Origin of the sequence: Actinoplanes sp. CA-142083 (assembly GCF_050942195.1) — a bacterium.
Classification (GTDB): domain Bacteria; phylum Actinomycetota; class Actinomycetes; order Mycobacteriales; family Micromonosporaceae; genus Actinoplanes.
In genome coordinates, this window is record NZ_CP192076.1 from 9,985,659 (window position 1) to 10,006,295 (window position 20,637).

A 20,637-nucleotide genomic window follows, 5' to 3' on the forward strand; every position below is an offset into this window, starting at 1 on the left:
CTTAGAGCCGACACCCGGAGGAGCTAAGGGGCCATCGGGAAGGGGCCGGAACGCGGTTACCGTGGCGTCATGTCCGTGAGCACAGCGTATCCACAAGCCGAGGACGAACGCGTCCTCATCGAGGGGGATGTGGACGCCGCGGTCGCCTTGATGACCGTGCGCGGCGCCTGGGATCGTCCCCTGCGTCAGGCCGTCACGACCAGGCTGCACAAGTGCCTCGCCGAGCACCCCGAGGCGCTGATCGTGGACCTGACCGAGTTGCAGGACCCGTCCAGCTCGAGCGCGCCGACCTGGGTCAACGCGCAGCGCGCCGCCCGCGAGCGGCAGCCGGCCGTGGTGCTGGCCATGTGCATCCCGCCGCTGCTCCCGCTCGCCGACCGCATGCAGCGCCTGGGCGCCCAGCGGTTCCTGCCGGTGTACGCGAAGGTGCGTCAGGCCCGGGTGGCCGTCGCCGGCCGGATGCCCCTGACCGAGCGGGTGACGATGACGCTGCCGCCCGAGCCGGAGTCACCGAGCCTCGCCCGCAACCTGGTGGGCGACGCGTGCCTGGCGTGGGGCGTGCCGGACCTGCTCTTCCCGGGCCGGCTGGTGATGTCGGAGCTGGTGACCAACGCGATCGAGCACGCGCGTACCTCGATCGGGGTGGTGGTGAGCCTGCGCGGCGGCGGCATCCACCTGAGCGTCTCGGACGGCGCCGCCGCCCCGCCGGTGCTGATCAAGCAGGCCCGTCCGCTGCGCGGCCGGCCGCTGGACGAGCGCGGGCAGGGCATGCGGCTGGTGGCGGCGACCACGGCCGCGTGGGGATGGCTCCCCACGCGGACCGGCAAGGTGGTCTGGGCGACGGTTCAGGAGCCCCGCTCGCCTGTCGCTGGGCCGTCTACTGGGCCTCGATGATCATGCCGGCGCCGACCGTGCGGTTGGTGCTCTCGTCGATCAGGATGAAGCCGCCGGTGGTGCGGTTGCGGCGGTACTCGTCGGCGAGCAGCGGCACGGTGGTGCGCAGCCGGATCCGGCCGATCTCGTTGAGCTGAAGCTCGCCGGCGTTCTCGTCGCGGTGCAGGGTGTTCACGTCGAGCCGGTACTGAAGGCCGCGGATCACCGTGCGGGCCGTACGCGTGGTGTGCTTGATGGCGTATTTGCCGCCGACCCGCAGCGGCGCCGTCTCGTCCATCCAGCAGACCATGGCCTCGATGTCCTGGGCGACGTCCGGCGCGTTGTGCGGACGGCAGATCATGTCGCCGCGCGAGATGTCGATCTCGTCGGTGAGCCGGACGGTGACCGACATCGGCGGGAACGCCTCGGTGACCGGCCCGTCGGAGGTGTCGATGCCGGCGATCGTGCTGTGCAGCCCCGACGGCAGCACCATCACCTCGTCGCCGGGCTTGAGAACGCCGGAGGCGACCTGGCCGGCGTAGCCGCGGTAGTCGGTGACCGTGGTGGACTGCGGGCGGATCACGTACTGCACCGGGAACCGCACGTCGACCAGGTTGCGGTCGGAGGCGATGTGCACGTGCTCCAGGTGGTGCAGCAGCGACGGTCCCTCGTACCAGGGGCTGTTCTCCGACCGGGAGGCGATGTTGTCGCCGTTGAGCGCCGACACCGGGATGATCGTCAGGTCGGTGATCTCGAGTTTCGCCGCGAACGAGGTGAACTCGTCGGCGATCCGGTCGTAGACCGCCTTGTCCCAGTCGACCAAATCCATCTTGTTGACGCAGAGCACCAGGTGCGGCACCCGCAGCAGGCTGGTCAGGAACGCGTGCCGGCGGGACTGCTCGACCAGGCCCTTACGGGCGTCGACCAGGATCAGCGCGAGGTCGGCGGTGGAGGCGCCGGTGACCATGTTCCGGGTGTACTGGATGTGCCCCGGGGTGTCCGCGATGATGAACTTGCGCTTCGGCGTCGCGAAGTAGCGGTAGGCCACGTCGATCGTGATGCCCTGCTCCCGCTCGGCGCGCAGGCCGTCGGTGAGCAGCGCCAGGTTGGTGTACTCGTCGCCGCGTGCCGCGCTGACCGCCTCGACCGCCTCGAGCTGATCCGCGAAGATCGTCTTGGTGTCGAAGAGCAGACGACCGATCAGCGTCGACTTGCCGTCGTCGACGCTGCCCGCGGTGGCGAAGCGGAGGAGGTCCATCCGCGTCGACGTCTCCAGGACTGCCTGGCTCATTTAGAAGTAGCCCTCTCGCTTGCGGTCTTCCATCGCGGCCTCGCTGACCTTGTCGTCGCCCCGGGTGGCCCCGCGCTCGGTGATCCGGGTGGCGGCGACCTCGTCGATGACCTTCTCCACGGTGTCGGCCTCGGACAGCACCGCAGCCGTCTGCGAGGCGTCGCCGACCGTCCGATAGCGCACCCGGCGGACCTCGGAGGTCTCGCCGTCGCGGAGGCGGATGAACTCGTTGACCGCGTAGAACATGCCGTCGCGCTCGACGACCTCGCGGTCGTGCGCGTAGTAGATCGACGGCAGCGGGATCTCCTCGCGGGCGATGTAGTGCCACACGTCCAGCTCGGTCCAGTTGGACAGCGGGAAGACGCGGATCGACTCGCCCGGGTGGTGCCGGCCGTTGTACAGCGCCCACAACTCCGGACGCTGATTCTTGGGGTCCCACTGGCCGAACTCGTCGCGGAAGCTGAACATCCGCTCCTTGGCCCGCGCCTTCTCCTCGTCCCGGCGGGCGCCGCCGAACAGCGCGTCGAACCGGTACTTCTCCACCGCCGCGAGCAGCACGGGGGTCTGGATGCGGTTGCGGGTGCCGTCGGGCAGCTCGCGCACCAGGCCGGTGTCGATGGCCTCCTGCACGCCGGCCACCACCAGATTGAGCCCGAGCGTGGCGACCCGGCGGTCCCGGTAGTCCAGGACCTCGGGGAAGTTGTGGCCGGTGTCGACGTGCATCACCGGGAACGGGATGCGGGCCGGAGCGAACGCCTTCTCGGCCAGGCGCAGCATGACGATCGAGTCCTTGCCACCGGAGAACAGCAGGACGGGCCGCTCGAACTCGGCCATCACCTCGCGCATGACGAAGATGCTCTCGGCTTCGAGAGCGTCGAGATGTGATACGCGGTAGTGCCCTGCCTGGCTCATGCGGTTTCCCGACCTTTCCGGGGGTTTACGGCCGTGTTGCATTGTTTGAACCGTCATTCTGACGGAAGGTGACGCTGCAACGCTGCAAGCAACCGAGGAGCGAGATCCTTACGGCACACCACCAGGTCCGGCAACTTAGGGTCGGCCTCGTTGTATTTCAGCGTAGAACCGTCGATACGGCTAGCGTGCAGGCCCGTGGCCAGCGCCACAGCTACCGGCGCGGCGGAGTCCCACTCGTACTGGCCGCCGGCGTGCACGTACGCGTCGGCCTCGCCGTTTATCACCGCGGCGATCTTCACGCCGGCCGATCCCATCGGAACGAGCTCGGCGCCGATCTCCTCGGCCAGAGCCGTGACGAACGCCGGCGGCCGGGTGCGGCTGGCCGCGATCCGGATCGGGGCGCCGGGGTCGCCCAGCGGCATCGGCGGGTAGGCCGGCGGGTGGTCGGTGGCGATCGTGCGGTGCTGGGCCGGCATCGCCACGGCGCCCGCCGCCAGACGGCTGGGGCTGGACGAGTCGGCGGTCCAGAGGGCGACGTGCACGGCCCAGTCGGTGCGGCCCTGCTCGGAGAACTCGCGGGTGCCATCCAGCGGGTCGATGATCCAGACCCGGCCGGCGCCGAGCCGCTCCGGGCGCGCCGCGGGCTCGGTGTCGCTGTCCTGCCAGGCCAGCCGGGAGTGGTCGTCCTCCTCCGAGAGCACGGCGTCGGCGGGGCGCCAGCGGGCGAGCTCGGCGCGCAGCAGGTCGTGCGCCGCCTTGTCGCCGGCGGTCTTGAGGGCCTTGCCGTCCTCGTAGCCCATGTCGTCGCGGACCTGCAGCAGCACCTGCCCGGCCCGGTCGGCCAGCCAGCGCGCGAACTCCGCGTCGATCACCGGTGGGGTGCCGGTGGCGTCTTCCCGCTGGGTCACGATGCGAGCCGACGTCTCTGTCATGTCGCTCCTTGTCGTCCTTTTAGTAGGCGCCCGACGAACGGACCACGGCCGTCATCGTCCGCAAAAGGATCACCAGGTCCAAGCTGAGCGACCAGTTCTCCACATAGCGCAGGTCGAGCCGGACCGCTTCCTCCCAAGGCAGGTCCGATCGTCCGGAAACCTGCCAAAGGCCCGTCATGCCGGGTTTGACGGCCAGGCGGCGGCGCACGTCGTCGGCGTAGACGGCCACCTCCGACGGCAGCGGCGGGCGGGGGCCGACCAGCGACATCTGGCCGAGCACCACGTTGAGCAGCTGCGGCAGCTCGTCCAGCGAGAACCGGCGCAACCAGCGGCCCACCCCGGTGACCCGCGGGTCGTCGCGGATTTTGAAGAGCACACCGTCGTGCTCGTTGAGATGCCGAAGCTCGGCCAGCCGGGCCTCGGCGTCGACGTACATACTCCGGAACTTGAAGATGCGGAACTGGCGGCCATCGCGCCCGACCCGTACCTGACGAAAGAGTACCGGCCCCCGCGAGGTCACCCGCACACACAGTGCGACGGCCAGCAGCAGCGGCCCGAACGCGACCAGCAGCGCGAGCGCTCCGAGCCTGTCGAACACGTCCTTGACCAGGCGCGATCCGCCGTGCAGCCGCGGATGCTCGACGTGCAGCATCGGCAGTCCATCGAACGGGCGAATCGTGGTGCGCGCGCCCGCCACGTCCACCAGCGCGCTCGCCACGATCAGGTCGACCTCGTCGCGCTCCAGCCGCCAGGCCAGCCGGCGCAGCTGCTCGCCGTCCAGCTCCGGGCAGCTCAGCACCACCACGGTGTCCGCGTCGGCGTGCTCCACGGCGCTCGCCACGTCGTCGAACGAGCCGTAGATCTTGACCGCGCCCATCCCCCGGCCGTCGCGCCCCGGCGGCAGGCACGCGCCCACCACCTCCAGGCCGTGATAGCGCTCCCGGCGCAGCTGGCGGGCCATCGCGATCACCGACAGCTCGTGCCCGACCAGGATCACCCGGCGCAGGCTCTGCCCCCGCGACCGGACCACGTGCAGCCGCCGGCGCATCCCGAAACGAAGAACCACCGAGGTGACGATCGCGGTGGGCAGGGCGGCGAGGACATAGCCCCTCGCAAGATCCAGATCCAGCGCGTACGAGACGAGCGCCGCACCCGCGATCAGCCCGACGCCACCGCGGAGCACCCGCTGGTACTCGTCGGTGCCGACGAACAAGAACCTTCTCTCGTACGCCCGGGAGACCGCCAGAACGGCCAGCAGCAGCACCGGCAGCAGGCCCGACAGGACCATGTAGTCCCGGTTGTACGCGGTGACCTCGTCGCCGAACCGCAGCCCGAACGTCACCGCGCCGGCCGCCGACCCGGCGAGCAGGTCGCCGAGGACCAGCGCCCGCACGTAGCGCCGCTCCCACCGCTGCCGCCGCGACATCGCCGCGTGCCGGCCGCGCACCCGCACGAACGGGCGGGCCGCCGGGCGAGCCGCCGACGACTGGTTCTCGCGCTTGGTCCCATGCCGGTCGGCCGCGCGGTTCCGGCCCCGGTCAGGGGCGCCCTGCACGGTCAGCGGCGGCGCGTTGTCCGGTTTCGGGCGTCGTAGCTTTTCTCGCGTGCCCGCGCCCGACGGGGGCGGGCTCAGCGGGACCACCGGCGCCGGGATCTTCGCGTTCCGTCCCGGCCGGCGGTCCGACGGCCGGTTCGGCCGCGGCCCGTGGTTGGCCGGGGGATGATTCGCCGGGCCGTACCCCTCCGGCGGCGGGCCGGCCGGGCGGCCCTCCGGCGCCACGGCCGGACGGATCTCCGGCAGGAGCATGGTCGGCTCGGTCAGGGACCCGTCGGCCGTCTCCTGCTGCACCCCGAAACCTCCCCCCGCCGCACCGGCCCCGCCGCACCGAGCGGTGCGTACGTGTGACCAACGCACGGACGGCGGCCAGCGTCACGGGATCGCAAGACGGACAAAACCCCTCAAAGGATCTTGCTGTTTCCGCCCCGGAAGATCAACCGCCGTGGTATTTGTTCTGCGCCCACTCGACGCCCTCGAGCACGATCGCCTCCACGACGTCCGCCGCCCGGTCGACGAGGAACTCCAACTCCTTACGCTCCGCGCCGGAGAAATCGGACAGCACGTAATCCGCCGGATCCTGCCGGCCCGGCGGCCGCCCGATCCCGAAACGGACCCGCGCGTACTCCTTGCTCGACAGCGACTTCGACATCGACCGCAACCCGTTGTGGCCGCCTTCACCGCCGCCCCGCTTGGCACGCACCTGCCCGAACGGCACGTCAAGCTCATCATGCACGGCAATCACGTTCGAAACCGGCACCTTGAAGAACTGGGCCAGCGAAACCACCGGCGCACCCGACAGGTTCATGTAGGTCAGCGGCTTCAGAAGCACCAGCTTCGGGCCACCGAACCCGATCCTGCCCTCGGCCATCTCGGCCTGCGCGCGCTTCGCCCGGCCGAACTTCGCACCCACCCGGGACGCCAGCAGGTCGGCCACCATGAAACCCACGTTGTGCCGGTTACCGGCGTACTCCTTGCCCGGGTTGCCCAGGCCGACCACCAGCCACGGCGACTCGTCGCTCACCAGGACCTCCACATACACGTCAGGGAAAGCGCCCACCGCGGGCGCTTTCCCTGATCACTGCCGGCTTGTTCGCCCCGCTTACTCCGCGGGCGCGGCCTCGGTCTCCTCGTCGGCGGTCTCGGTCTCGGCCGCCGCCTCGCCACCCTCGAGCTGCTCGGCGGTCTGCGCCTGCGAGATGATCGCCAGCACGAAGTCGGGCTCCACGGCCAGCTCGACGCCACGCGGCAGCGTCACGTCGGCGGCGGTCACCTGCGAGCCGGCCTGCAGGCCCTCGATCGAGACCTCGAAGCCCGACGGCAGGTGCATGGCCTCGGCCACGATGGCGAGCGTCGTCGACTCGTTCACCACGAGCGTGTTGCGGTCGGCCTCACCGGTCAGCGTCACCGGGACGTCGACCTGGACCTTCTCGCCACGCTTCACGATCAGCAGGTCCACGTGCTCGAACGTGTCCTTGATCGGGTCGCGCTGAATCGCCTTCGGCAGCGCGAGCGTGGTGCCCGACGCGCCGGAGATGTCGATCGTGAAGACCTGGTTGAGTCCGCCGTGCCGGATGGCAGCCGCGAACTCACGGGCCGGCAGCGCGATGTGCTGCGGCTTCTCGCCGTGGCCGTAAAGCACGGCGGGCACCAAACCGGCCCGGCGCGTGCGGCGGGCACCACCCTTGCCGAACTCGGTGCGGGGCTCGGCGCTGATCTTTACCTCGGACACGGGGAAACTCCTGAAACTCTTCGATCGGGCTGCGTCGTAAGTCGGCGTGCTGCGTGGATCCGGCAGTGGCGTACGGCCTCTCGGCCATTCGTCGGCGCTGCCGGGCAAGGGAAGGCGCGCTGGGCACAGGCCCGGAGCACCGCGTCGATCACGGTGCCTCCGAGCGGCTGCGAACCTCAGCAGACCGCGGGGCACCCTCGCCGTGGCAACCGCACTATCTTACCCTCTGCTTCCGCGACCTCCGAAGCGGGTCCGTGTCTAGCTCAGGCCGCCGAAGAGGGTGGTCACCGAACCGTCGTCGAAGACCTCGCGGATCGCCCGGGCCAGCAGCGGAGCGATCGACAAAACGGTGATCTTGTCGAGGCGCTTCTCGGGCGGCAACGGCAGCGTGTTCGTCACCACCAGCTCCGAGATCCGGCTGTTCTTCAACCGCTCGGTCGCCGGATCGGACAGCAACGCGTGCGTGGACGCCACGATCACATCGGCCGCACTCTCGTCGAAAAGAATGTCCGCGGCCTTCGTGATCGTCCCACCGGTGTCGATCATGTCGTCGACGATCAGGCACACCCGGCCCTCGACCTCGCCGACCACCCGGTTCGCCACCACCTGATTCGGCTTCAACGGGTCACGGGTCTTGTGGATGAACGCGAGCGGACAGCCCCCCAGCCGGTCCGTCCAACGCTCCGCCACCCGCACCCGGCCCGAATCCGGCGCCACCACCGTCAACGGCCGGCCCGCGAACTTCTTCTCCACATGCTCGGCCAGGATGTCCATCGCGAACAGGTGATCCACCGGCCCGTCGAAGAAACCCTGGATCTGCGCCGTGTGCAGATCAACCGTCAGAATCCGGTTCGCCCCGGCCGTCTTCAGCAGATCGGCCACCAGACGCGCCGAGATCGGCTCCCGTCCCCGGTGCTTCTTGTCCTGCCGCGAATACGGGTAGAACGGCAGCACCACGGTGATCCGCTTCGCCGACCCACGCTTCAACGCGTCGATCATGATCAGCGTCTCCATGACCCACCGGTTCACCCCCTCCGTCATCGACTGCACGACGAAGGCATCCGAACCACGAACCGAATCCTTGAAACGCACGAAGATCTCGCCGTTCGCGAACTCGTACGAGTCCGACGGCGTCGGCGCCACGCCCAGCACCTGGCCGATCTCCTCCGCCAACTCCGGGAAACCCCGGCCGGAGAAAAGCATCAGGCTCTTACGGTTCTCCGCGACGATGCTGCCCATCGGCTCGCTGCTCCCGTTGGATCGAGGGGATTAGTCACCTGCAGTATCCCCCGAGGCCACCGACTTGCCACGCCCCCGAGCCCGCCGCGTGGGATGCCTCACCCAGCTTCACCCACGACCGGCCCCGAGGCGAGCCGTTCGCCCTACTCAGCCCGTTCTTGCCGTCCCCGGCTACTCGGCCGTGGACACCTCGCCCCGGCCCTGCGCGGCGCGCTCGGCCGCCTCCGCCGACACCGTCCCCGGCCGGCGCCGCACCGTCCAGCCCTCCACGTTGCGCTGCTGCGCCCGCGTCACACCCAGACTCCCCGACGGCACATCCGACGCGATCGCGCTGCCCGCCGCCACGTACGCGCCCGGACCGACCTCCACCGGAGCGATCAGCACCGTGTCCGACCCCACGAAGGCCGCCTCGCCCACCGTCGTCCGGCTCTTGTTGACCCCGTCGTAGTTCGCGAAGATCGTCCCCGCGCCGATGTTCGCCCGCGCCCCGATCGACGCGTCACCCACATACGACAGATGCGGCACCTTCGCGCCCTCACCCAGCTCCGCGTTCTTCGCCTCGACGAACCCGCCCACCTTCGACTTGCGGCCCATCCGGGTACCCGGCCGCAGGAACGAGAACGGACCCACCGTCGCCTCGGCGCCGACCTCCGCACCGATCGAATGCGTCCGCAGCACCGACGCGCCCGCACCCACCACGGTGTCGATCAACGTCGTGTCCGGCCCGATCACCGCGCCCGAAGCCACCGAGGTCGCACCCTGCAACTGCGAATTCTGATCCACCACCGCATCGGGCTCCAGCGTCACCGTCACATCGATCCACGTGGTCGCCGGGTCGAGGATCGACACCCCCGACCGCATCCACGCCGTGTTCACCCGATCCCGCAGCCGCGACCGCAGATCCGCCAGCTGCGCCCGATCGTTCGCCCCCAGCGTCTCCTCGGCATCGGCGGCTACGAAGACACCCACCGGGCTACCCATCTCGACCAGCAGCCCGAACACGTCCGTCAGGTACTCCTCACCCTGATCGTTGTCCGTGGACAGCTTGCCCAGAGCCTCCCGCAGCGCCGCCAGATCGAACGCGTAGATCCCCGCATTGATCTCCCGGATCGCCCGCACGTCGGCCGACGCGTCCCGCTCCTCCACGATCCGCGACAAACCGCCGGCGGCGTCCCGCACGATCCGCCCCAGCCCCGACGGGTCCTCCACCGCCGCGGCCAGCACCGTAGCCGCCCGGGAAGCCGACTCGTGCGCCTCGATCAACGCGGCCACCGTCTCACCACGCAACAGCGGCACGTCACCGTTCAGCACCACCAGCGTCCCCGACGCGTCCGGCACCGCCTCCAGCGCGATCCGCACCGCATGACCCGTGCCGTTCTGCTGCGCCTGCAACACCGGCACCGCCGCCGGCGCCACCTCGGCCAGATGCGCGCTCACCGCTTCGGCCTTGTGCCCCACCACCACGACCGTCTGCTCCGCCCCGGCCGCCCCCGCCGCGACCAGCACATGCCCGAGCAGAGTGCGCCCCAGCAGCGGATGCAACACCTTGGGAGTAGCGGACTTCATCCGCTTGCCTTCCCCAGCAGCAAGAACAACAACGGTACGACGAGGGGCCTGGCTCACGCGGGACTCCATTGTTCGCTCTAGCTCTTACACAGGCGGGCGGCGACAAAACAGCCGCAGGCATACTGCTCCCGGAAGAGGATTCGAACCCCTATAAACGGCACCAAAAGCCGCGGTCCTACCATTAGACGATCCGGGACCTATTTCGGACATTTCCCCTGGGGGCTACGACCTCTGATCACATCCTAGCGGCACGCCAGCGATCGCCACTCGTCGCGATACCACCCATCACGCCCTCGACTTCCCAGTAGAGGCGGCTCGACTTGGGCACGTAGACGATCAGGCAACCCCGGTAGGTATCTCCGACATTCCGCCTAACGGTGGAAGGCTTGTGCTTCTTGAGGACGGGACGGCGGAAGCGCCCCGGCGGCACACCTACCACCGCGGCCCACCACTCGGTCGCCGCCCGAACTTCGGCGGACTCGTGAATGCTCAGCCGATACGTGAGTTGCGCCGGATCAGCACCGAGGATCTCGACATAGCGAAGGAACAGCAGGATCAGGCGCGGATCGCTGTTGATGAATTGAAGACCGGGTGTCGACTGATGCCACGGCTTCTCCTTCGCCCCCTCGCACCAGTAGGCGACGGCGCCGATCAGCATCAACTCCCGCTCCGACAAGTCGCCCACCAACTCGCCGAGACGCTTCCCGACGGCCGCGCGGTCGGCGTCGCGAGCCCGCCGGTGCGGCTCCCACCGCGCCTCGCGCATCTGTTCCATGTGGCGACGCTTCCGCTCCTCCCGCTCGGCGGGAGTGCGGTCGAGTGGAATGTGCTTCGTCCACAGGTATGCAGTGGACTTGGAGACGCCGAGCTCCGACGCGATCTTCGGCACCGAGCATCCCCCGTGGCGCATCTCGATCGCCCGGTCGCGGAGGTCGTCCTTGGCATTCGGCCGCTGCGTCCACGCCGGCGGCTCGAGCCCCTGCAGCCACTCGCTCATGGTGCCGCTGCCGACCCCGAATCGCTCCATCAACTGCGACCGCGACAGCCCCGGATCAACCCGCAGCCGTCGTGCCTCTTCTCTCCGCTCGTCCTTCATGTATCTACATTAAGTCGGCTCGACGTTCATCCGTAAGACCGTAGGTGTGCCAAAGAAGATTTCGCCCAGCCCTTGGAGACGCGCGCACCTACGGCTACGGTGGCGTAAGTTACGGTGACGTAGGCGTAAGTAATTGATCTCCCCCGAACCCGAATCAGCGCCGTCCCCAGATCAGTGAGGTGTCATGACTTCCACCGTCGAGGCCGCACCGAAGGCCGCTCCCAAGCCGCTGACCGAGGGCCCGCAGTCCCGCGGCGTCCTCATCGCCCTGTACGCGTTCGTCGTGGTCCCGTTCCTGGCGGTTCTCGCGGCCGTGCCGATCGCCTGGGGTGGCTGGCTGTCGTGGACCGACATCGCCATCGGCGCCGTCTTCTACGTGGTCTCCGGGCTGGGCATCACGGTCGGCTTCCACCGGTACTTCACGCACGGCTCGTTCAAGGCGAAGCGCTGGCTGCGGATCACCTTGGCGCTGGCGGGCTCGCTCGCGATCGAGGGGAACATCATCCAGTGGGTGGCGGATCACCGCCGGCACCACATGTTCAGCGACCAGGAGGGCGACCCGCACTCGCCGTGGCGGTACGGCACGGGTTACTGGGCGCTGACCAAGGGCCTGTGGTTCGCGCACATGGGCTGGATGTTCAGCCGTGAGCTGTCGAACCGGGAGCGGTTCGCGCCGGATCTGCTGGCCGACAAGGACATCAACCGGGTCGACAAGCTGTTCCCGGCGATCGTGATCTTCTCGACGCTGGGCCCGGCGCTGATCGGTGGCCTGGTGACGTGGTCGTGGCAGGGCGCGCTGACCGCGTTCTTCTGGGCGGGCATCGTACGGATCGGCCTGCTGCACCACATCACGTGGTCGATCAATTCGGTGTGTCACGTGTACGGCGAGCGCCCGTTCGAGGTGCGCAACGGGGACAAGGCGTCGAATTTCTGGCCGCTCGCGATCGTGTCGTTCGGGGAGAGCTGGCACAACCTGCACCACGCGGATCCGACCTGTGCGCGGCACGGCGTGCTGAAGGGTCAGATCGACATCTCGGCCCGTGTGATCTGGCTTTTCGAGAAGATGGGCGCCGCGTCGGCGGTGAAGTGGCCCAACATGGAACGGCTGTCCGCGAAGATGACGAAGGCGTGACCGCCACCACGGGGGAGATGGACAAAGGGCACAACTGGCAGGATGGCCAGGTGACCGATACGGGCGACAGCAGCGACGAGCAGCATCGCGTGAGGCGGCAGCGGCCGGCGGCGACCCCCAGGGTGCGCATGTCGGCCGCGCAGCGGCGGGAGCAGCTGATCGCGATCGGGCGGCAGTTGTTCGCCGAGCGCGGTTTCGATGCGACCAGTGTGGAGGAGGTCGCGGCGCGGGCGAAGGTGTCGAAGCCGGTGGTGTATGAGCACTTCGGTGGCAAGGAGGGCCTGTACGCGGTCGTTGTGGACCGTGAGGTGCGTTCCTTGCTGGACAGGATCGCCGCGGCGCTGACCGCCGGCCATCCGCGGGAGCTGCTGGAGCAGGCCGCGCTGGCATTGCTGGACTACATCGAGGACGAGCCGCACGGTTTCCGGGTGCTGGTCCGCGAGTCGCCGGTGTTGTCGCCGGCGGGGAATTTCTCGAGCGTGATGAACGACGTGGCGCACCAGGTGGAGCACATCCTGGGTGGCGAGTTCAAGCGTCGTGGCCTGGACCCGAAGTTCGCGGAGCTGTATTCGCAGGCGCTGGTGGGGATGGTGGCGCTGGTGGGTCAGTGGTGGCGTGAGGCGCGCAAGCCGAAGAAGGAGATGGTGGCCGCCCACCTGGTCAATCTGGCGTGGAACGGCCTGTCCCATCTGGAGACGAAGCCGTCGTTGCTCACGCGGAAGACCCGCTAGCGGCGGCCTGTTCCGCGCGTGCGGAAGTCGGACTGCCGACCTTGCCGTAGAGGCCGGCGGTGAGGGTCACGAGCCCGAGCGCGATCGTCACGATGACGTTGATCATCGAGGCGTTGAGGATATTGGCGTCGGTCTGCAGGAACGCCATGATCGCCACGCCGAGCCCGCAGAGGCCCCAGCCGAGGACCAGGGTGACCTGGTGGTAGAGGTTGCCGCCGAGCAGGACCGCGGCGAGCAGCAGGATCCCGATGATGGTGTAGAGCCAGCTCGCGGCGGGGTTGGTCCGCAGGCCGAGCACCCAGTCGGCGCCCCGGTGGAAGAACGGGTCGCCCCAGGTCTTCGCGATGCCGATGACGCCGAACAGGGTGAGGTACAGACCGGCGAGGCCGGCCAGGAAGCGGTAGGTCTGTCGCAGGTGATGGTTGAGGGGGTAGTGCGCCATCAGGCCGTGCGTCCCTCCCTTACCTGTCGGGGCGCGCCGGCCTGCGCGGCGGGCGCGACCTTGCTGTAGAGGCTGACCGTGATCAGGACGATGCCCACGATGTAGGTGACGATCACCGTCTGGATGTCCTGGCCGAAGACGTTGGCGTCGGTGCGGCTGAACGCGAGGCCGTAGGTGCCGAGGACGAGCAGGCCCCAGCCGAGGTACTTGTCGGCGGCGGTGTCGAGGTTGCGCCCGATGACGGTCGCGATGAGCACGATCACGCCGACGGCCAGCATGATGATCGACAGGAGCAGGTTGCCGCCCTGCCCGAGGATGAGCTTGTCGTTGGCGCCGGTGGCGTCCTCGCCGGACGTCTGGATCAGTCCGACGATCCCGAACACGACCAGGTACGCGCCGGCGAGGAAACCGACAACGCGGTACAGCGGCCGCAGGTGGTGATTGACGGGGTTGTGCGCCATGGTGTCCGTCTCCAAGGTCAGGTGTTGTCCACGCCGATTCTCGCGTATCCCCCGAAGCGGCGCAGGCACACCCCCCGGATCAACTTTCGGGCACGGACTCGGCCAGCTCCAGCCAGGCTTCTTCGACCTGTCCCCGCTCTTCCTGGACCGCCTTGAGCTGCGCCTCGAGCTCGATGATCTTCTGATAGTCGGCGCCGTGCTCGGCCAGCGACTCATTGATCTTTCCGATTCGCTCCTCGAGCTTCCCGAGCTGCCGCTCCAGCCGGGCAAGATCCTTGCGAGCCTGGCGCAACTCACCCGCCGAGAGGCCACTCACGCTCGGCGTTTCCTGCGCAAGAGTTTCCCGTACGCCTATGGTCAGGCGCGTCGCGGCGCGGGCCAGATATTCGTCCACGCCGCCCGGCAGGTGCACGAGGCCCCCGTCGCCGAACATCCCGTACGCCGTGTCGGTGACCCGCTCGACCAGGTACCGGTCGTGCGAGGCCACGATCATCGTGCCCGGCCAGGAGTCGAGCAGGTCTTCGAGCGCCGCGAGGGTGTCGGTGTCCAGGTCGTTGGTGGGCTCGTCGAGCAGCAGCACGTTGGGCTCGGCCGCGAGCAGCCGCAGCAGCTGCAGCCGGCGCCGCTCGCCGCCGGAGAGGTCATTGACCGGCGTCCAGATGCGCTTGTCGGTGAAGCCGAACACTTCGGCGAGCTGCCCCGCGGAAAGCTCCCGGTCGCCGAGCTTGACCCGCTTGGCGACCTCCTCGACGGCCTCGAGCAGGCGCAGCTGTCCCGGCAGTTCCTTGAGCTCCTGGGAGAGGAAGGCGGCCCGCACGGTCGACCCGGTCACGAGCCGCCCGCCCGCCGGCGTGGAGAGCCCCGCGAGCAGCCGCAGCAGCGTCGTCTTGCCGGCCCCGTTGGCGCCCAGGATCGCGATCCGGTCGCCGGGCCCGACCTGCCAGGTGAGGTGGTCGAGGATCGGTTTGGTGCCCGCGGTGAGCGTCACGTCCTCGAGGTCGTAGACCTGCTTGCCGAGCCGGGTGACCGCCAGCCGCTGCAGGCTCACCGTGTCCCGCACCGGCGGCACGTCGGCGATCAGGGCGTTGGCCGCGTCGATCCGGAACTGCGGCTTCGACGTACGTGCCGGCGGCCCCCGCCGCAGCCAGGCGATCTCCTTGCGCAATAGATTCTGCCGCCGGGCCTCGACCGCCGCGGCGACCCGCTGCCGCTCGGCCCGCGAGAGGATCCAGGCCGCGTAGCCGCCCTCGTACGCGTACACCTTCTCGTCGACGACCTCCCAGGTCGCCGTGCACACCGCGTCGAGGAACCACCGGTCGTGCGTGACCACGCACAACGCCCCGCGGCGCGTCAGCAGGTACCGCGCCAGCCAGTCGACACCCGCCACGTCCAGGTGGTTGGTCGGCTCGTCGAGAATCAGCAGGTCATTGTCGCGCACCAGCAGCGCCGCCAGCGCCACCCGCCGCCGCTCGCCACCCGACATCGGCCCGACCGGCGTGTCCAGCCCCAGATGCCCCATCCCGAGCCCGTCGAGGATCGCGCGAACGCCCGCGTCACCCGCCCACTCGTGCTCGGCCCCCATGCCGTGCTCGAGCCACGCTGTCCCCAGTACCACGTCCCGCACGGTGGCCTCGGCTGCCAGCGTGAGCGTCTGCGGCAGCGAGGCCACCTTCAGGTCGCGCCGGTGAGTCACCCGCCCCGAGTCGGGTTCCTCGCTCTTGGCGAGCATCCGCAACAGGGTGGACTTCCCGGCCCCGTTGAGACCGACAATGCCGAGTCGGGCATCGTCGTCCAAACCCAAAGACACGTCGGTGAGCAGCTGACCGGCTGCGCCATAACCCTTGCTGACCCGGTCGAGATTAATGATGTTGGCCACGATGCCGTCTACGTTACCCGGGCGCGCGGGCGGTCAGACCATGCGGGCACCCGGCATCGGGCCTCGGGCGGTCACGGCTTCGCGGCCGATGGCGGCGTCGTTGAGGGCAGCTGCCATCCGCTCGGCGTGGGCGGCGTCGGCGGCGAGGAACACGCAGGTCGGGCCCGAACCCGAGACCAGTGCGGCCAGGGCGCCGGCCTCGGTGCCCGCCTCGAGCACGGCGGTGAGGTCGGGGCGCAGGGCGAGGGCGGCCGGCTGCAGGTCGTTGCCGAGGGCGGCGCCGAGCACGGCCGGGTCGCGCTGGCGCAGGGCGCCCATCAGCTCGTCGGCGCCGGCCAGGGCCTTGGGCGGGAACGGGCTCTCCCGGAGGGCGTCGAGTTTCGCGTACACCTCGGGGGTGGACAGGCCGTCGTCGGCGAGGGCGACCACCCAGTGCCAGGTGGTGGGCCGGGCCAGGATCGGGCTGACCGCTTCGCCGTGGCCGGTGCCGAGGGCGGTGCCACCGTGCAGCAGGAACGGCACGTCGGACCCGAGCGTGGCGCCCACCTCGGCCAGCTCGTCCCGCGACATGCCGGTGCCCCACAGCAGGTCGCAGGCGATGAGCGTGGCCGCCGCGTCGGCGCTGCCCCCGGCCAGCCCGGCCGCGAGCGGGATCGACTTGCGCAGGTGCAGCCGCGCGTGGGCCGGCACCCGGCAGCGCGCGGCGAGCGCCCGCGCGGCCCGGATGATCAGGTTGCTCTCGTCGAGCGCCAGCGTCCCGGCGCCCTCGCCCTCCATGGTCAGCGCGAGCGTGTCGCCCTGCCGCGCGGTGAGCTCGTCGAAGAGGCTGATCGCGTGATAGATCGTGTTCAGCTCGTGGTACCCATCGGGGCGCAGCGGCCCCACCCCGAGATGCAGGTTGATCTTCGCAGGCACGCGCACCCGCACCGGCCCGCTGTGCCGGCGCGGCTCGTCGTCGTCCGGCCCCCACGCCTCCGTCACGGAGCGATCTCCCGAATCGGAACCTCGATGGCGAACGGCTTGCTCAAGCGCAGCACCTCATCCGAATCGCCGGCCGGCTCATAGCGGCCGTCCACCAGGTCGTAGGCGTGCACATGCACCGGCTCCGTCTCGATCCGCCAGAAATGCCGAACGCCCGCCGCCGCATAGACCGCGGGTTTCTCCAGCCGATCACGACGTCGAGTGCCTGGCGTCCACCTGACGCGCGTACTCGCCTCGGCGGTCATGAGTCCACCTCCTCGGGCTGTGCGTCGGACGCGCTGAGCTTACCGCCGACGCCTGACAGTTTTGCCGCGGCGGCTATGTCGGAGAACTGGCCGACGGTCAGGGACTCGCCGCGTGCCTGCGGGCTGATCCCGGCCGCCACCAGCACCTTCTCGGCCTTGTCGGGGCCGCCGGCCCAGCCGGCCAGCGCGGCACGCAGGGTCTTGCGCCGCTGGGCGAACGCGGCGTCGACGACCGCGAAGACGTCAGCGCGATCGATGTCACCCCTCGGCGGGGTGCGGCGGGTGAACGCCACCAGTCCGGAATCCACGTTGGGCACCGGCCAGAACACGGCCGGCGGGACCTTGCCGGCCGGGCGCGCCTCGGCGTACCAGGCCAGTTTCACCGACGGCACGCCGTACACCTTGGACCCGGGACCGGCGGTGAGCCGGTCCGCGACCTCTTTCTGCACCATCACCAAACCCCCGCGAAGCGTGGGGAACCCGGCCAGCAAGTGGAGCACGACCGGCACCGCGACGTTGTAGGGCAGGTTGGCGACCAGCATCGTGGGCCGGGGGTCGAAGTCGGCGGCCGTCACCCGCATCGCGTCGGCGGGGTGCACGGTGAGATTCGCGGCCGTGACCGTGGACGGCAGCGCGGCGGCGAGCTTCGGGTCGATCTCGACGGCGTGCACGTGGCGGACGGCCGTGACCAGGCCCAGGGTGAGCGAGCCGAGGCCGGGGCCGACCTCGAGGGCGACGTCGTCGTCGCGCAGGCCGGCGGCGGCCACGATGCGGCGGATCGTGTTGGGGTCGTGCAGGAAGTTCTGGCCGAGCTTCTTGGTCGGGGCGACGCCGAGGCGCGCCGCGAGCTCCCGGATCTCCGCCGGGCCGAGAAGTGCGTCAGCCATGAGGTCAGAGCCTACGGCCGGGGGCGGGCCGGGCTGGACGCGACGGGGTAGAAAGCAGGAATGACCGAGTTGCTGGCGCTGCACGCCGTGGTGGAGGCGCCGCCCGAACGCGTCGCCGAGGTGCTGCTGGACGTGCGGCCGGGCGGCCTGTCGCCGCTGGCGACCGGCGGCGAGGTGGCCGGGACCGACCAGGGCGACAGCTTCGAGGTGGTCAAGGACGGCAGCCGGATGACGGTGACGGTCGATCGCGTACGGCGTGAGGTGGCTCTGCAGGGCGAGTGGTGGTACCGCGGGGTCACCTCGGTGGAGCCCGATGCCCGCGGCAGCCGGGTGGTGCACCGCGTCTTCAACGTGGCCGAGGGCAACGGGTGGGCGGTCCGGTTCGTGTCGCGCGGCCCGCTGAACGCGGCGCCGAGGACGTTCGCCGACGCGGTGCGCCGCATCGGCGAGACGCTCGGGGTGGCCGCCTGGGTGCTCGAGGATTAGGCCCTGTTTCGTAACCCGACCAGGGCTGCGGCGTGGCTCAGGCGCCGCCTGACGTCGCCCGCAGAACGGCCACATCCAACACCGGGATGCGACCGCCCTGCGGGCGACGCCAGCCGACCCCTGGACCGCGCCTCGCACATGGCCGGGTCACGAAACAGGGCCTAGCGCCAGGGACCGAAGACGCGCTCGCCGTTGGCCGAGATCGCCGCGCACAGCTCGTCGACGCCCTCGCCGCGGGTCTCCGCCAGGGCGCGCACGGTCAGCGGGATCAGGTACGAGGCGTTCGGCCGGCCGCGGTACGGCACCGGCGTCAGGTACGGCGCGTCGGTCTCCACCATGATCTGCCCGGCCGGGGTGATCTCGGCCGCCGCGCGCAGCGCGCCCGCGCTGGCGAAGGTGACCGTCCCGGCGAAGCTGAGGTGGAAGCCGCGCAGCACGCATTCGGCGGCGAAATCGGGGTCGCCGGAGAAGCAGTGCATCACCACCGTGTCGGGCGCGCCCTCCTCGTCGAGCACCCGCAGCACGTCGCGGTGCGCGTCCCGGTCGTGGATGATCAACGCCTTGCCGTATCGCTTCGCGATCGCGATGTGCGCCCGGAAACTCTCCTCCTGCGCGTGCCGGCCGTCCTCGCCGGTGCGGAACGTGTCGAGACCGGTCTCCCCGATGCCGCGCACCCGCGGCTGGGCCGCCAGCGCCTCGATGTCGCGGAGCGCGGCGTCAAGATCGGACAGGAGCGGCGCCTCGTTCGGGTGAATGGCGACAGCCGCGAGAACGGACTCGTGGCGGGCCGCCAGGTCGGCGCTCCAGCGCGACGACGGCACGTCCACACCGACCTGAACGAGCCGATCGATACCGGTCTTGGCGGCGGCGTCGATCAGCGCCTCGACGGGGTCGCCGGGGCCTTCGCCGGGCACCCCGGCCTCCTGGATCGTGAGGTCCAGGTGGGTGTGGCTGTCGAAGACGGGAACGGACAGCGGCTCGGGCGCGGCGGGGAACTGCCCCCGCCGGCGAGCTTCTTTGTCCTGGCGCGACCGGGACGGTGTCGAAGGCATGTGAGACATTCTGCACTTACGCCTGGTGGCAACCGTTTGTTCACCTGATATCCACTGTTGTCGCTTAGCTTGCGGCGCGTGACCTTGACCGGCGAGGACAGCGCGGTCGGCGCTGATCCACTCGAGCCGCCCCTGTCGGCGCCCCTGCGCCGTGATCTCACCTGGACCCAGGTTCAGCGGATGAGTCAGTCCGCGGCGTATCGCGACGACGTGATGCTGCGCCGGATCCGCGCGACCGCGGCGATCCGCCGCGGCACCCGGATGACCAAGGTCCTCTCCCCCGCACAGGTCGCCGGGCATTTGGGCGGCTGGCTTCCGTACGGCTTCTGCTACCGCTCCTGCGACATCGCGCACCTGCACGAGCCGCGGGATCTCACCCTGCTCGGCACGGACGGCGCGGCCGACGGCGCCGAAGTCGCGTACGCGCTGCGCTGGCGCGCCGTGGACCCGCTGGACTACGAGGTGCCCGCCGGTCCCGCGCAGCCGGGCCTCGCGCTGCTGCCCGCGCACTCCCGGGTCGGCGCCATGGTGCTGGGCACCGGCTTCAGCCCGAGCACCGACGACCTCATCCCGGAGTACATCACCGCGGGCTTCGCGGACCTGCCGATCCCGGCGAACGCGCAGATCGTCGCGTACGTGCCGGGTGGCGAGGAGATCCTGCTGTACACGTACCAGCCGGAGCAGCACGGGTGGCTGCGGCTGGCCGGGCCCCGCTGGCGCCCGCTGCTGGACAACCTGCCGGGTGTCAGCCCCGACCGGGAGTACGTGCCCTGCACGACACCCGGTTCCGCCAAGCTGGTCGGCCGGATAAAGGACAAGGAGTACGAGGCGGTCGCGGACCCGCCCGAGGAGTTCCGGGTGCGGGCGCTGACCCGCGCGGCCCGGTACTCGGTGAGCACGCTGAGCCGCCGCGCCGAGCAGGCCCTGTGGCGCAACACGCCGTGCTGGGTCCTGCAGCGTGACGACAGCTGGGCCCGCCTGCGCCTGGTCCGCCCGGACGCCGAGACGCTCAACGCGACCGGCGCCCGCTGCTACGAGCGCGGCGTCTACGAGACCTGGGCCCCGGTCGGCGAGCTGATGGACCACCACATCGCCGACATCCCGTACGTGCTTTAGGAGACGCGGCCGGCGGCGGCTGGAAGGCCGGC

21 protein-coding genes and 1 tRNA gene are annotated in these 20,637 nt (G+C 70.0%); 5 read left to right on the forward strand and 17 right to left on the reverse strand.

Going from position 1 to position 20,637, the window contains the following annotated elements; genetic code table 11:
• The first annotated feature begins 69 nt into the window (after positions 1–69).
• A complete protein-coding gene (locus tag ACQPZX_RS46100) occupies positions 70–894 on the forward strand; it encodes an ATP-binding protein (RefSeq protein ID WP_433370754.1) in 825 nt (274 codons plus the stop codon).
• Here the strand turns inward: ACQPZX_RS46100 and cysN are convergent.
• The 10 genes from cysN to ACQPZX_RS46150 form a co-directional block, all read right to left on the reverse strand.
• A complete protein-coding gene (gene cysN, locus ACQPZX_RS46105) occupies positions 878–2,164 on the reverse strand; it encodes a sulfate adenylyltransferase subunit CysN (protein WP_433370756.1) in 1,287 nt (428 codons plus the stop codon). The two genes, ACQPZX_RS46100 and cysN, sit on opposite strands and share 17 nt — an antisense overlap.
• Positions 2,165–3,076: a sulfate adenylyltransferase subunit CysD gene (cysD, locus tag ACQPZX_RS46110; RefSeq protein ID WP_433370759.1), complete on the reverse strand. Its 912-nt coding sequence runs from the start codon at positions 3,074–3,076 to the stop codon at positions 2,165–2,167. It abuts the gene before it with no gap.
• Between the two features lie 53 nt (positions 3,077–3,129).
• The gene (locus ACQPZX_RS46115) at positions 3,130–4,008 is read right to left on the reverse strand and encodes a 3'(2'),5'-bisphosphate nucleotidase CysQ (protein ID WP_433370762.1); all 879 of its coding nucleotides are present in this window, start codon (positions 4,006–4,008) and stop codon (positions 3,130–3,132) included.
• 19 nt (positions 4,009–4,027) lie between these two features.
• The gene (locus ACQPZX_RS46120; protein ID WP_433370765.1) at positions 4,028–5,857 is read right to left on the reverse strand and encodes an exopolysaccharide biosynthesis polyprenyl glycosylphosphotransferase; all 1,830 of its coding nucleotides are present in this window, start codon (positions 5,855–5,857) and stop codon (positions 4,028–4,030) included.
• A 142-nt stretch (positions 5,858–5,999) separates the two neighbouring features.
• Positions 6,000–6,587 (reverse strand): aminoacyl-tRNA hydrolase, encoded by a 588-nt coding sequence (pth, locus tag ACQPZX_RS46125; protein ID WP_433385899.1) that lies wholly within the window; start codon positions 6,585–6,587, stop codon positions 6,000–6,002.
• 78 nt (positions 6,588–6,665) lie between these two features.
• Positions 6,666–7,295, reverse strand: coding sequence for a 50S ribosomal protein L25/general stress protein Ctc (locus ACQPZX_RS46130; RefSeq protein ID WP_433370768.1), 630 nt, complete (start codon positions 7,293–7,295; stop codon positions 6,666–6,668).
• Between the two features lie 258 nt (positions 7,296–7,553).
• Positions 7,554–8,534 (reverse strand): ribose-phosphate diphosphokinase, encoded by a 981-nt coding sequence (locus tag ACQPZX_RS46135; RefSeq protein WP_433370771.1) that lies wholly within the window; start codon positions 8,532–8,534, stop codon positions 7,554–7,556.
• A 171-nt stretch (positions 8,535–8,705) separates the two neighbouring features.
• Complete coding sequence (gene glmU / locus ACQPZX_RS46140) at positions 8,706–10,157, reverse strand: bifunctional UDP-N-acetylglucosamine diphosphorylase/glucosamine-1-phosphate N-acetyltransferase GlmU (protein WP_433370773.1); 1,452 nt, start codon at positions 10,155–10,157, stop codon at positions 8,706–8,708.
• Between the two features lie 68 nt (positions 10,158–10,225).
• Positions 10,226–10,296, reverse strand: a tRNA-Gln gene (locus ACQPZX_RS46145).
• 39 nt (positions 10,297–10,335) lie between these two features.
• Positions 10,336–11,196: a resolvase gene (locus tag ACQPZX_RS46150; protein ID WP_433370776.1), complete on the reverse strand. Its 861-nt coding sequence runs from the start codon at positions 11,194–11,196 to the stop codon at positions 10,336–10,338.
• A gap of 184 nt (positions 11,197–11,380) precedes the next feature.
• On the opposite strand from ACQPZX_RS46150, the gene ACQPZX_RS46155 reads away from it, so the two are divergent.
• On the forward strand, positions 11,381–12,328 hold the full coding sequence (locus ACQPZX_RS46155; protein WP_433370779.1) for an acyl-CoA desaturase: 948 nt from the start codon (positions 11,381–11,383) through the stop codon (positions 12,326–12,328).
• A gap of 128 nt (positions 12,329–12,456) precedes the next feature.
• The gene (locus tag ACQPZX_RS46160) at positions 12,457–13,059 is read left to right on the forward strand and encodes a TetR family transcriptional regulator (RefSeq protein ID WP_433385902.1); all 603 of its coding nucleotides are present in this window, start codon (positions 12,457–12,459) and stop codon (positions 13,057–13,059) included.
• Here the strand turns inward: ACQPZX_RS46160 and ACQPZX_RS46165 are convergent.
• From ACQPZX_RS46165 to rsmA, 6 genes are all read right to left on the reverse strand, one after another.
• Positions 13,040–13,501 (reverse strand): DUF4383 domain-containing protein, encoded by a 462-nt coding sequence (locus ACQPZX_RS46165; protein ID WP_433370782.1) that lies wholly within the window; start codon positions 13,499–13,501, stop codon positions 13,040–13,042. The two genes, ACQPZX_RS46160 and ACQPZX_RS46165, sit on opposite strands and share 20 nt — an antisense overlap.
• Positions 13,501–13,962 carry a DUF4383 domain-containing protein gene (locus tag ACQPZX_RS46170; protein ID WP_433370785.1) on the reverse strand — a complete coding sequence of 154 codons (462 nt, stop codon included), beginning with the start codon at positions 13,960–13,962 and terminating at the stop codon, positions 13,501–13,503. The genes ACQPZX_RS46165 and ACQPZX_RS46170 overlap by 1 nt, the downstream gene beginning before the upstream one ends.
• Positions 13,963–14,041: 79 nt before the next feature.
• A complete protein-coding gene (locus ACQPZX_RS46175) occupies positions 14,042–15,838 on the reverse strand; it encodes an ABC-F family ATP-binding cassette domain-containing protein (protein WP_433370788.1) in 1,797 nt (598 codons plus the stop codon).
• Positions 15,839–15,871: 33 nt separating this feature from the next.
• On the reverse strand, positions 15,872–16,819 hold the full coding sequence (locus ACQPZX_RS46180; RefSeq protein WP_433370790.1) for a 4-(cytidine 5'-diphospho)-2-C-methyl-D-erythritol kinase: 948 nt from the start codon (positions 16,817–16,819) through the stop codon (positions 15,872–15,874).
• Positions 16,816–17,064 (reverse strand): Uma2 family endonuclease, encoded by a 249-nt coding sequence (locus ACQPZX_RS46185; protein WP_433370793.1) that lies wholly within the window; start codon positions 17,062–17,064, stop codon positions 16,816–16,818. The genes ACQPZX_RS46180 and ACQPZX_RS46185 overlap by 4 nt, the downstream gene beginning before the upstream one ends.
• Positions 17,061–17,951: a 16S rRNA (adenine(1518)-N(6)/adenine(1519)-N(6))-dimethyltransferase RsmA gene (gene rsmA, locus ACQPZX_RS46190; protein WP_433370795.1), complete on the reverse strand. Its 891-nt coding sequence runs from the start codon at positions 17,949–17,951 to the stop codon at positions 17,061–17,063. The genes ACQPZX_RS46185 and rsmA overlap by 4 nt, the downstream gene beginning before the upstream one ends.
• 60 nt (positions 17,952–18,011) lie before the next feature.
• Between rsmA and ACQPZX_RS46195 the strand changes: the two genes are divergently transcribed.
• Positions 18,012–18,437: a hypothetical protein gene (locus ACQPZX_RS46195; protein WP_433370798.1), complete on the forward strand. Its 426-nt coding sequence runs from the start codon at positions 18,012–18,014 to the stop codon at positions 18,435–18,437.
• 161 nt (positions 18,438–18,598) lie between these two features.
• Here ACQPZX_RS46195 and ACQPZX_RS46200 read toward each other — a convergent pair whose 3' ends face one another.
• Complete coding sequence (locus ACQPZX_RS46200; protein WP_433370800.1) at positions 18,599–19,498, reverse strand: TatD family hydrolase; 900 nt, start codon at positions 19,496–19,498, stop codon at positions 18,599–18,601.
• 69 nt (positions 19,499–19,567) lie between these two features.
• Between ACQPZX_RS46200 and ACQPZX_RS46205 the strand changes: the two genes are divergently transcribed.
• A complete protein-coding gene (locus ACQPZX_RS46205) occupies positions 19,568–20,605 on the forward strand; it encodes a hypothetical protein (RefSeq protein WP_433370803.1) in 1,038 nt (345 codons plus the stop codon).
• The last annotated feature ends 32 nt before the right edge of the window (positions 20,606–20,637 follow it).